The organism is Rhizobium sp. NXC24, from assembly GCF_002944315.1.
GTDB lineage: Bacteria > Pseudomonadota > Alphaproteobacteria > Rhizobiales > Rhizobiaceae > Rhizobium.
Genome location: NZ_CP024314.1, coordinates 158756 through 170802, shown reverse-complemented (window position 1 = coordinate 170802; position 12047 = coordinate 158756). Strand labels below are relative to the sequence as shown.

The window sequence follows — 12047 nt, the reverse complement described above, 5'->3', positions numbered from 1 at the left end:
TTGTTCAGTTCGGGCCAGTCAGAATATCGAGCGGATATCAGAATGCACATGCCAGCAAACGAAGCGCCCAAGAAAAAGAGAATCCGCAACCCGCTCGTGACCAGGCAGCGAATTATCGATACTGCCATCGACGAGTTCACGGAGCGCGGCTTTGATGGCGCCCGCATCGATGCGATCGCAGAGCAATCGCAAACCAACAAGAGCCTGATCTATAAGTATTTCAACAGCAAGGAAGAGCTTTATATCGCCAGCCTCTCGGACACCTACGAGAAGCTCAGGGCGTCACAGCACGAAATCGAGCTCGATGATCTCGATCCGATCGAGTCGGTGCGGAGGCTTACCGAGTCGACATTTGACACCTTCGCCAAGAATCCCCGGATCGTGCGCATGCTGACCCATGAGAATGTGCAAAATGCGCGCTTCCTGAAGCAGGCGGTGAGCATCAAATCGCTCTATACGCCCCTGCTAAACAAACTGGACCAGATCATTCGCAAGGGACAGGAAAAGGGTCTGTTTCGATCGAATGTCAACTTGAAGCACCTCTATATTTCGATCTCGGCGCTCGGTTATTTTTACTTCTCGAACATCCACACGCTCTCGATCGTGCTTGAGGAGGACTTAAGCAGCGACCAAACCGTTGCGCGTCAGCGTGAGCAGGCGGTTGAAATGGTGCTTTCCTACCTTCGAAAATAGCGCGTCCGAAACAATACGCCGGATACTCCCGTCGGTAGACGGAAATGTCCGGCGCACCGATGGATCTGACGAGCAGGCTCAGCCCAGCAGGCCGACTTGAGGGCCCCATGTGTCGGAAAGCGCGAATCCCTTCGCAAGAGGATCGTCTTCGGACAGGCGCAGAATTTGGCTTCCATAGACGAAACCCTGCCCGGATATCCGCGGCACGACGGCCTTCTTTCCGCCAATCTCTGTCTCGCCGATCGCTTCGACACGGAATTCACCGCCGATGATCGAGCGGGAAATCCGCGTCTCGCCAACGGAAACCAGTCCACGGGCGTGAAGGGTTGCGAGATTCGCCGAACTGCCCGTGCCGCAGGGCGATCGGTCGACGCGGCCCGGCTTGAGCGTTGTGCATGTACGAATTGCGCCGTCCGGCTCACGACTGCGGAACATGACGTAGGCGATCTCATCGATCCCTGGCAGCGTCGGATGCTTGACACTCACCTGCTCGGCCAACAATGCCTTGAGCTCGATACCGGCCTCCGCTAGTGCGCGCGCGTTTTCGGGCGCAATGGTCAAGCCGATCTGCTCCACATCGACTAGGCCGTAATAGACGCCCCCAAACGAAATATCGACTTTGATACGCCCCCATTTCGGCGTGTCGATTTCCTGATCCAGCTTTTCGGCAAAGCTCGGGACATTATCGATGCTGACCGACACGCATCGGCCCTTCTCGCACCTTGCTCTTGCAGTGATCAGTCCTGCGGGCGTGTCGAGCCTGACAATGGTCTCCGGCTCCACCATCGGCACACGACCGCTTTCGAGAAGCGCGGTGACGACACATATGCTGTTGCTCCCCGACATCGGATGGGCGCGGTCGGCCTGGAGCACGATAAAGCCGGCATCGGCGTCCGGACGGGTTGGCGGGAAAAGAAGATTGACCGTCATCGCGACATTGGCGCGGGGCTCGAATGTCACGAAACGGCGAAGGCTGTCATCCACCGTGTTGATGTAATTCATTTTATCGAGCATGGTCGCCCCGGGAATATCCGGCGCGCCCGCGACCAGGACATTTCCAATCTCCCCCTGGCAATGAACCAGGAGGAGTTCAAGTTTCCGATCAAATTTCATTTCTGCCTCTCTGCTGTGGGCGAACGTCGTCCGCCCCTTTTGGTATGGTCGGGCTGGTGCTGGCGCATGCGGTCCCACAAGCCGCGCGCTTCCGAAACGGCAAGCGCCGAGCAACTGGTCGAGTTCATGGGCTCGGCGAACATGTCAGTAGTCGCCATAGGGCAAATAAGAGCGCCGCTCGACATCGGGGAAGCGTTCGCCCGTGCGAACGAATTTGGTGTGTTCCCGGATGGGCTCCGGATAATGCTCCCATTCCCGCGCTTTGCCCTTCTGCATCGCCCGGTTCACGAACTGACGGACGCGTTGGCTTCGCATGACGTCCTCGCGCAAGCGGCCGAGGTCCCATGTCTGTCGGACTATGTCCATGAGCCGGGCAACATCGGCCTGCCTTGAAGGCTCGTCCGCCAGATTGCGCATTTCACAGGGATCGGCAGACAAGTCATAGAACTGCGTCGGATAGGCTTCGGACACGACAATCTTCTGCGCCCCGCACCTCAGCATGACGCGCGGCGCTTTCGTGCCGCCATCGATATGTTCGGCCATGGCGATGCGACCCGGCTGGTCCCGGTCGAGCAACGGCAGCAGGCTGCTTCCCTCATGTTCGGTGATGATGGCCTCGGTCGAGCCTATCGCGATGTCCACGAATGTCGGCAGAAGATCGATCAGCGACACTGGCGCCGAGATCCGCGAAAGCTGTTTGGCGCCCGGACGGAAGATGATCAGGGGCACCCGGATCGCCGGTTCGAACAGGTTCTTCTTGAACCAAAGCCCACGCTCGCCGATCATATCGCCATGGTCGGAGGTGAAGATGATCACGGTGTCGTCGGCCATGCCGGCATCATCAAGCGTCTGACGCAACTCGCCGAGCTTGCGGTCGACATAGCTGATCATGCCGTAGTAGCCCCGCCGCGCCCGGCGATAGACCTCATCCGTCACATCGAATTTGTCGAGGCTGTAGTGGAAGTAAAGAGATCGGCTATGGAGGTCCATATCCTCCAGCGCAATCTTCGGCGTTCGTGGCGGATCAATACCCTCGTCCGAATAGAGGTCCCAGAATTCCCTCGTGATGACATAGGGGTCGTGCGGCTGGGTAAAGGAAACCGTCATGAACAGCGGACGGCCATCGCCATATCGCCGCCAGTCGTAAATATGTTGGGTGGCCCGCCGCGCCACCTCGTCATCGTAGTCGATCTGCTGTGAGCGCGCGAGTGGCGCCGCGTCGGCAATGGTTTCGACACTGGAAACCCCGAATGGCACCTTACCCTTCGCGACTGTCTCCTCGTCCTCAAGCTCGTCGTAGGTTTTTGGCGGCACCCAACTGAAATCGGCGGGGTAGATTTCCGTGGTCAGACGATCTTCATAGCCGTGATGCTGATCTGGCCCAACGAAATGCATCTTCCCCGAAATGCAGGTGTAGTAGCCGGCGTCCCGCAGGTAATGCGCAATGGTCGGAACCGCGGCGGGGAACTCGGCGGCATTATCGTATGCACCGATCCGCGATGGTAGCCTTCCGCTCATCAGCGCAAAACGCGAAGGCGCACAAAGCGGATAGTTGCAATAGGCGTTCTCGAACACCGAGCCCTGCGCGGCAAGCGCGTCAAGGTTGGGCGTCTTGCAGACGGTATTGCCATAGGTGGAGAGCGCGATCGCCGTCAATTGATCGCACATCACCAGGAGGATGTTCGGTTTCATGCTGGCTGCGCTCCTTCGTATCTCCTCAATGCCCCAGAATCTGGCTGAGAAAGGCTTTCGAACGCTCGTGCTTCGGATTGTCGAAGAACTCGGAGGGCGGCGCCTCTTCGACGATGCTGCCCTTATCCATGAAGACCACGCGGTCCGCGACCTTGCGGGCAAAGCCCATTTCGTGCGTGACGCACAGCATGGTCATGCCGCCTTGGGCGAGTTCGGCCATCACGTCGAGCACTTCGGAAATCATCTCAGGATCGAGTGCCGATGTCGGCTCATCGAACAACATGATCTCCGGCTTCATGCAGAGCGCCCGCGCAATCGCGACGCGCTGCTGCTGGCCACCGGACAATTCGCCCGGATAGGCGCCGGCCTTTTGCGGAATCTTGACCCGCTCGAGATAGGTCATCGCCTGCGCTTCCGCCGTCTTGCGGTCCTGCTTGCGGACCAGCATGGGTGCAAGGATGCAGTTCTCGAGCACAGTCAGGTGGGGAAACAGGTTGAAGTGCTGGAAGACCATGCCGACCTCGCGGCGGATCTCATTGATGTTCTCGATATCGTCGTTCAATTCGGTGCCGAGAACACGGATGGTACCGGACTGATGATCCTCCAGCTTGTTCAAGCACCGGATCAAGGTCGACTTGCCGGAACCGGAAGGCCCGCAGATGACGATCTTCTCCCCCCTCGCCACCTTGAGGTTCACATCGAAAAGCACTTGGTAGCTTCCATAGGATTTCCCAAGATTGACGACCTCAACGGCCGTCGACGGCTGCTTGCTGTTCATATTTGCTCCCTTTCTCTGCTTGATGGCGAGGTGTGGAGTCGCCAGCTCCATGATTTCGGTTCGTCACTTCAGCCCTTCCGTCTCGACCCACTTTGCGGCGTCGTCGAGCGTTCTCGAAAAGGCGTCCAGAAGCACATCGAGCTGTTCGTCCGTCGTGATCAGCGGCGGACAGAAAGCGATGGTGTCGTAGATGCTTCTAATGATCAGCCCGTGCTCGTGGGCACGTCGGAAAACGTAAGCGCCGAGATCGCCGCGGCGCTCAAAAGCTGCCTTTGTGTGCTTGTCGGCGACCAGCTCGACACCGCTGACAAGGCCGGCTCCGCGAACATCCCCTACCAACGGGTGAGAGGAGAATTGCCGTAACCCGGCCTGCAGCCGCTCGCCGAGATCGCGCGCATGGGCGACAAGGCCGCGCTCCTCGATGATGGCAATATTTTCCAGCGCGACCGCCGTGGCGACGGGATGTCCCGTCGTCGTGAAGCCGTGGGCGAAAGTGCCAATCTTGCCGCTGTTTTCGACAAGCACCTCGTTCAGCGCATCGGAGATTACGATTGCCGCCAGTGGCTGGTAGGAGGACGTCAATTGTTTGGACAGCACCATTATATCCGGCTGGAAGCCATAATATTCCGAACCGAACATGGTTCCGAGGCGACCGAAAGCCGTGATAATCTCATCAGCGACGAGGAGGATGTCGTAACGCCGGCAGAGGTCTTGGACGTAGCTCCAATAACCTGCCGGTGCAGGAATGACCCCACCGGCAGCGATCAGAGGTTCGCCGATGAAAGCGGCGATCGTCTCCGGCCCCTCGGCGAGGATCGTATCCTCGAGTTGCCGCGCCAACCGCGCGGAGAACTCCATTTCGGTTTCGCCGGGAAGCCCGAAGCGATAAAAGTAAGGCGCGGTGAGATGCCGAACGGGTATCGCAGGGAGATCGAAATCCCGGTGGCTTGCCGGTAGGCCCGTCAGGCTCGCGGAGGCCACCGTCGATCCGTGATAGCCATGCTGGCGCGCCAGGAATTTCTTTTTCTGGGGCCGCCCGAGAGCATTGTTGATGTACCAGACCATCTTGACGACGGTGTCGTTCGCTTCGGAGCCGGAATTGGTGAAATGGACATGGTTGAGATTGCCCGGGGCAAGCTCCGCAAGCTTTGACGCCAGTTCGATGGCAGGCGCATGCGCCTTGTGTGTGAAGCTGTGGTAGTAGGGCAATTTCTCCAATTGCCGTGTCGCAGCATGAACCAGCCGCTTCTCGCCAAATCCCAGACCGGCACTCCAAAGCCCCGACATGGCTTCGATGTATCTGCGCCCCTGATCGTCGAACACGTAGATGCCTTCGCCCCGCTCGATCACGAAAGGCCCGACGTCCTGATGGCGGGCCAGATTGGTGAACGGATGCAGGTGGGACGCGAGGTCCTTGTCCTTGATCGAATTTGAAAGGCTCATCATATCCTCATTTTTGCCGAACTTTCGAGCGGCTTCGGACGAGTACGGGGTGAGACCGGCGGTTCGTCAAACGGCCGTCGGCATCGTGCCGACGAATACGAGGCGGATCACGCCTCGAAACTGGCTACACGCAACGTCGCACGAGATTCTCCAGAAGCCGCGAGACGTTGTTGTCGTATCCGTTCGCGGGCAGGCTTCCGCAGAACATGATCGACCCGGTTGAAAACACGAAGTTTCCCCCTTTCATCGGCAGGAAACAAAGATCTGCTCTGATCTGCTCCGCTTGCCATTCGCGCGTATGGACGTCCGGGTTCCAGATCCTTTCCGGCACACAACTATATTCGGCCGAGTGTCCCTCGGACGATGCGAGCACGACGGTTTCGACCGGTGTGCCGAGGGAGGGATCAACGCAGTCCAGTTCGAAGCCCGCCGCGCCGCCGCCGGAAAAACCGAAGTCGCCGATAATCTCCTCCTCGATGCCCTCGAACAGCCAGGCGAAGTTCGGAGTGCGCGAGGCAGCGGTGCGGCGATAGTACGAGGCGTCGAACGGACCCTGTGCCGACATTCCGATGCCGACGAGCCTCTGGGGCGGCCGGTCGTTCTTCAGCCAGAGGCCGCCATAGTGCCCGTCGAAGGCATGGTAAAATTCTCCGGTCTCGGCTTGCCACATTCTGACGCCGCTTTCGCAGCGGCGCATTTCGATCGCGCCGGGAAACGCCGCGCTCGTTGCGACGCGCCAATAGAAGCCGTTGCCGCCGAGATAGCCGAAATTGCCGCCATCCCGGATGAAATCCTGGATCGCGTCGAGCGAGCGGCCGGTATGGTATTCCGGATGGCTCACCGTCAGCACCAGATCGTAACCGGCCAGTGCTGCGACGCCCTCCGCGTCGAGATCGTGATCCGTCACCACGTCGACCGCGATGTCTTTTGCCGCGCACCACGCAATGAGGTGCATATCGGCCGGAAAATGCCGCAGCCCCGATCCTTTGTCGTCCAGATAGGCGAAGAAGCCGGGCCGCATCAAAAGCTGTGGCCGCAGGGCTGAACTGAACATCACCCCACTATCGTCGGGATGCACGTCATAGAGCGAACGCCCGAACTGGGGAAATTGGGCCGGATGATGCGGATAGCCGCCCCAGGCCTCGCGCCGAGCGATATAGGCCGGGCCGTAATTCGTCCTCGGATAGTTGCAATAGGCTTGGTAGGTGAATGTAGAAAAGAGAACGGCGATCTTCGCATTTTTGCCGCCAGCAGCGGGACGGACAAAAAACGGAATGATGTCTTCAGCCCCTTCGCAGCGGAGCCTTATCCCGTAGACGCCGCTTTGGAGATCAGAGGGAATATCGAAGCGGAAATCTGTTTCCCAGCCGCAATCATGCAGGTCGTCTTCATGGAAATGAATGGCGGCATATTCGTCCGGCGCATGCCGCCAGCACATCTCCGCGCCGGTCCACCGCGATCCTCGCACTGCACGGGCGGGCAGATTTACCAGCTTGCCGTCGAGCGATTTCGGCCCCCGATCCCGGATCGTGTCGGTGGGGATGCCCTGCGCGAAATCCCAGGAGGCGAGGACCGCGCCGTCATCCGCCGGAAGCGGCCCGAGGGCGTCCGGCAAATGAAGACCACGGGTGATCGCAGGGTTTTCGAGCCGCCCATTGAAGAAGTGCGCCATAAAGGAGGCGTCATCCCCTCTCCTCCGGGCCGCGAGCGACAGCTCGGCGAATATCCCGTCATTGTCGGGCCGGGCCACAGAGGCATGAGCAATCCGCTCTCCCGTGGCGACCACATAAAAGGCCAGCCTGACGTCGGCAGCCGTCAAACCGAGCCGTAATTCATACCAGACGCCGAGTTCGAGCCGACAGGCGACGGGTGTAACAGTGCCGTCAAAATCGACGGTCGGACCATCCGCTTCGATGCTGACGGAAACCGCTCGACCATTGGCGGCCTTCAGCGAAAGCATCGTTTGCGGGCGATCCTTCTCCAGCCGCGGCTGGAACCGGATCGAGACCGTGGCGCCGCGAATATCGTCCTGCCCGGCAAGCGGTATCAGGGCGTAGGAGCCCGGGTAAGCGGATTTCTCAACGGAGGGATATGTTCCCTCGAAGGCTGCGGGTACAGGACGTGCATCCATGCCCGGCCCTTTTGGGTTCGGATCCGCCGAATAGAGGCGGACCAGATCGGCCCGATAATCGCAGCGGAAGCTGCTCGAAACCTTGACCTCAATGGTCTCGCCAGCCCGCGCCGAATATCTGTCCGTATAGCCGATCAGCATCGCGCGTGCTCCATGCTCCTATGCACCATCAACGCGACGATGTCTTGAGCGATCGCTCCAGATAGGCGCCATATCGCGAGAGCGAGAAAGTGAAGGTGAAGTAAATCAGCGCGACGAAGAAATAGACCTCCGCATAGAACGTGTTCCAGCCGCCCGCCGAAAAGGATGCATTGCCCGATGCCGTGACCTCGAAGAAGCCGAGGATAACGATGAGCGACGTTTCCATGAACGCGATAACGACTTGGTTGATCGTCGGCGGCAATGCAAGACGGAATGCCTGCGGCAGGATAATCCGCGAGATTGTCTGCCAATAGTTCAGGCCAAGCGCGACGGCTGCTTCCTCCTGGCCCGCCGGCAGGGACTGAATGCCGCTCCGGATGATTTCCGCCTGATAGACAGCAAAGAAAACCGCTGCGCCGAGAATGACCCGGTAAAGCTTATCCCCAACCAGGAAGCTCGGCAGCGCAAAGGGAAGGATAATGGCAGCCGTGAAAAGAATGGACAGCAGCGGCAGCGAGCGCACGCCATCAATGAAGAGTGCGGTTACCGACGAAATCACCGGCAATTTCGATCTGCGGAGCAATGCCAGGATGATTGCCAGCGGCATGCCGATCACGACGGTGGAAGAGAAGACGAATGTCGTGAGCGCCAGGCCACCCCACTGCGTCTCAAGGACGACCGGCAAGCCGAGGATCCCGCCCCTCATCAAATAATAGAAGGTGCCGTATCCAACGAGCCAGATGACAGGCAGCAGCTTTGCCGACCAGAACAGGGGAATACAGGAGAGAATGACGGTTGCCAGGATAGCAAGACAAGCCAAGGCAGAGCGCCATTGCTCCTCATATGGGTAGAGACCGAACAGGATGAGACGATAGCGGTCGGTGACAACAGCCCAACATGCGCCGCTGGCCTTGTGGCAGTCCTCGGGCGTTCCAGTCCAAACGGAATGAAGGAAGGCCCAACTGACGAATGACCAGACCAAAATTCCAACCAGCGTCAGGCAAACGAGTGTCACCAAGGCTTGGCCCGGTGTCGAAAAATAGTCGCGTCGAAGGTCAGCAATCCACCTGCCCGACGGTGTTGACGACAGATCGATGGCGGTCAATGTGGTTTCCGCTTTCATTTCTAACGCCCCGGCAGTGCGATTGCACGATTGATGGTGTTCATGACAAAGGCGATGGACATGTTGATTGCCCAGAACCCGATGATGAGCAGGAAGATCAGCGTCAGGGTCTGCCCGGAGTGATTGATCGAATTGGCGATGACACCGAAGTAATCCGAGAAGCCGATCGCTATGCCGATCGTTGTGGCTTTCATCAGCCAGATGATCTGGTTGGTCATGGTCGGCAGTATTTTGCGGATCATCAGAGGCAGCCGGATGCGCCAGAAAATATGCCAGTTGCGCAGGCCAAGGGCCTGCCCGGCTTCCGTCAGTCCGATTGGAATTGCCAGAAAGCCGGCACGGACGATTTCCGCGACATAGGATGCGCCAAACAGCGAAATGGCAACGATGGCGGCGCTGAGCTCCGGTACCATCATGACACCTCCCGCAAGACGAAGTCCCTGGACGTGCGGTACATCGACCAACGGCAAACCGTCGAGCCGGCCGAAGATTATGGCAACGGCGGCACAAGCCACGCCGCCTGCGAGCCAAAGAAAAGCGGCTGAACGTGCCGAACGCCGGAGGGAGCGGACGGTCAGCATGAGTCCAGCCGCCAAAGCAGCCGCCGCGAAGACCACATGCCAGGGCTCCACGTTCAGCCAGGGGAAGGAAATGCCGCGATTGGCAATATAAATACCGCCGGGCAAAGCGATCGCCGAACGGGGCGAAGGCAGATGGGTGATCAGGGAATACCAGAAAAATGCCTGCAATATCAGCGGAATATTCCGGAAGACCTGAACATAGGACGCTGCTATCAAATTGACGAGCTTGTGCCTCGACAGGCGCGCCGTACCGATGATCGTGCCGAGTATCACCGCCAGGGAAACGGAAATGACGCCCAGAAAAATCGTATTGACGAAACCGACCAGAAGCGCACGGGCGAACGTCGAGTTGATGTCGTAATCAATCAGGCTGAAGGAGATGGTCGATCCCGTGGTATAGTTCAGGAAGTCCCATCCCATGGAGACCCCCTGCACCTGCAGGTTATGCCGCGTCGTCACGACACCCACAATCACGATTGCAGCGATTGTCGTAACAAAAGCTAGCTGCAAGGCGACATTGCGGTATCTGCGGTTTCCGATCAATGTGGTCATCACTGCGATCCCCCCAGGGCATGTTGGGATTTTGTCATAGGCCCAGGATGTCCTGCCGACCTTCGCCGGCAGGACATCGTTCAGGTCAGTCGAGAACCGGAGCGAAGAACACGCCGCCCTTGTTCCAGGGCGAGTTCAAAGCGCGCGGCAACTTGTAGCGGGATTCCGTGCCGAAGTTGCGGTTGTACATTTCCTCGGCATTGCCGAGCTTCTGGATGACATTGTAGGCCCAGTCATCCTTGAGGCCGAGACGGGTGCCAATGCCAGGCGTGGCGCCCAGCAGTTTGCCGACGACCGTATTCGGAGGATTGGCCTTCATCTGGTCGACGTTGGTGCTGTTGACGCCGTTTTCTTCGGCGATGCGCTGAACGGCGATGACCCAGTTGACGAGGTCCACCCAAGAGTCATCCCCCTGGCGCATCACGACAGCTTCCGGCTCCAGCGAAATGGAATCGGACAGAATGACGTGATTGTCAGGGTCGGCCGAAGTCGCACGAGTAGCGGCGACGATAGGGCCCCATTCGGCATAGGAGTCGCAACGGTTCGCAAAATAAGCGGCCGCTGCCTCTGTGTTCTTTTCGAAGGTTACGATTTTGACGTCGTACTTTTTCTCCTTGATGTAGTCGCTGATGAGCTTTTCCGTGCTCGTGCCGCCGGCGAGGCATACGGTCCCACCCTGCAGGTCAGCCATCGACTTTGCGTTCAGGTCCTTGTGGGCCAGGAACGTTGTGACGCCAATGAAGTAGGGCATGCTGAATTGAAGGCCAAGTTCGGTGTCGCGGCTCATCAACCAGCCGCTCGCCTTGATGACGAGATCGAGATCGCCGGACTGAAGCGCCGGAAAGCGCTGGGCCCAGCTCACGGGGATGAGTTTGAGTTTGTCATCAGAACCAAAGATCGCGGTCGCGACAGCGCGGCAATAATCGATATCCAGGCCATGCCATTTGCCTTGGGCATCGACTTCCGCGAAGCCTTCGAAGTTGCCATCGCTCGACGTGCAATTGACATAGCCGCGCCCCTGAACGGCCTTCAACGTATCGCCAGGGGCTGCAGCAGCGATCTGAGTACCCGCTGCAGTCAATGACGCCAAGGCGACGGCTAGTTTCAAGATATTCTTCATTACCTTCAGTCCTCTGTTGGATGTGACCTTGATTTTCAATTGCCCGGGACGCGTCGCGGGGGCTTAAGCCCGTAAGCGACCCATTCATTCAGTTCGAACCGTGGGATGGCACGGTCGAACGAAAGTCGTCAGCTTTAAGAAAGTGGCCACACGGCTCGTCTGCGACGCAAAAACAAGGTCATCACAGAGCTAAAGAAAGCGTCGCCTTTCGACTTTTGATCGACAGGCATTGGCAGCGGGAAACGCATTCCCCCAGTGCTCGATTTCATCGCCTCACCCTATTTTTAGCGCGCTAAGCGCAGTTCCCACCCGTTGGCATCTTCGGCCAATCAATTGTCGTTCTAATGTCGACTTTATAATTAGTCGTTCTAATGTCGACAAAGTCAAGCAAAAAGTTGAACCCGTCCTCGGTCTGCTGGATCTCGTTCAATTTCTGTCGGCTGCATGTCGACTGGATTATATTGTCGACTACCCGTCGACATAGTCAAGCCTTATTTTTGATTTTCGCCGCTGCGGCGCCGTTTTTCGACGCGCAGCCGCATCCAAACAGGCGAAGGCTTGGCCTCAGACCATAGCTTCCGCCGGCGGGCGCCTAGATAAAAGTTGCGTATGAGTGCGGCCTACACGGGCGCGGCCCGATGTTCGACGAGCCCGTTAAATGGGCGGAAAATGCCGCCGCC

General features: G+C 58.4%; 9 protein-coding genes. 1 reads left to right on the top strand and 8 read right to left on the bottom strand.

The window, feature by feature from the left end:
- The first annotated feature begins 42 nt into the window (after positions 1-42).
- Positions 43-693 carry a TetR/AcrR family transcriptional regulator gene (locus NXC24_RS24815; RefSeq protein ID WP_104826086.1) on the top strand — a complete coding sequence of 217 codons (651 nt, stop codon included), beginning with the start codon at positions 43-45 and terminating at the stop codon, positions 691-693.
- Between the two features lie 78 nt (positions 694-771).
- Here the strand turns inward: NXC24_RS24815 and NXC24_RS24810 are convergent, their stop codons facing one another.
- The 8 genes from NXC24_RS24810 to NXC24_RS24775 form a co-directional block, all read right to left on the bottom strand.
- The gene (locus tag NXC24_RS24810) at positions 772-1806 is read right to left on the bottom strand and encodes a proline racemase family protein (RefSeq protein ID WP_104826085.1); all 1035 of its coding nucleotides are present in this window, start codon (positions 1804-1806) and stop codon (positions 772-774) included.
- Positions 1807-1950: 144 nt separating this feature from the next.
- Positions 1951-3498 carry a choline-sulfatase gene (gene betC, locus NXC24_RS24805; protein ID WP_104826084.1) on the bottom strand — a complete coding sequence of 516 codons (1548 nt, stop codon included), beginning with the start codon at positions 3496-3498 and terminating at the stop codon, positions 1951-1953.
- Between the two features lie 25 nt (positions 3499-3523).
- The gene (locus NXC24_RS24800; protein ID WP_104827822.1) at positions 3524-4276 is read right to left on the bottom strand and encodes an amino acid ABC transporter ATP-binding protein; all 753 of its coding nucleotides are present in this window, start codon (positions 4274-4276) and stop codon (positions 3524-3526) included.
- 63 nt (positions 4277-4339) lie between these two features.
- Positions 4340-5719 (bottom strand): aspartate aminotransferase family protein, encoded by a 1380-nt coding sequence (locus NXC24_RS24795; RefSeq protein WP_104826083.1) that lies wholly within the window; start codon positions 5717-5719, stop codon positions 4340-4342.
- A 124-nt stretch (positions 5720-5843) separates the two neighbouring features.
- Positions 5844-7991 carry a N,N-dimethylformamidase beta subunit family domain-containing protein gene (locus tag NXC24_RS24790; protein WP_104826082.1) on the bottom strand — a complete coding sequence of 716 codons (2148 nt, stop codon included), beginning with the start codon at positions 7989-7991 and terminating at the stop codon, positions 5844-5846.
- 28 nt (positions 7992-8019) lie between these two features.
- Positions 8020-9114: an amino acid ABC transporter permease gene (locus tag NXC24_RS24785; protein WP_104826081.1), complete on the bottom strand. Its 1095-nt coding sequence runs from the start codon at positions 9112-9114 to the stop codon at positions 8020-8022.
- A gap of 2 nt (positions 9115-9116) precedes the next feature.
- Entirely contained in the window at positions 9117-10247 is a 1131-nt protein-coding gene (locus NXC24_RS24780) for an ABC transporter permease subunit (protein ID WP_104826080.1), read from the bottom strand.
- A gap of 85 nt (positions 10248-10332) precedes the next feature.
- Positions 10333-11367, bottom strand: a complete 1035-nt coding sequence (locus NXC24_RS24775; protein WP_104826079.1) for a transporter substrate-binding domain-containing protein — start codon at positions 11365-11367, stop codon at positions 10333-10335.
- Positions 11368-12047 lie beyond the last annotated feature (680 nt).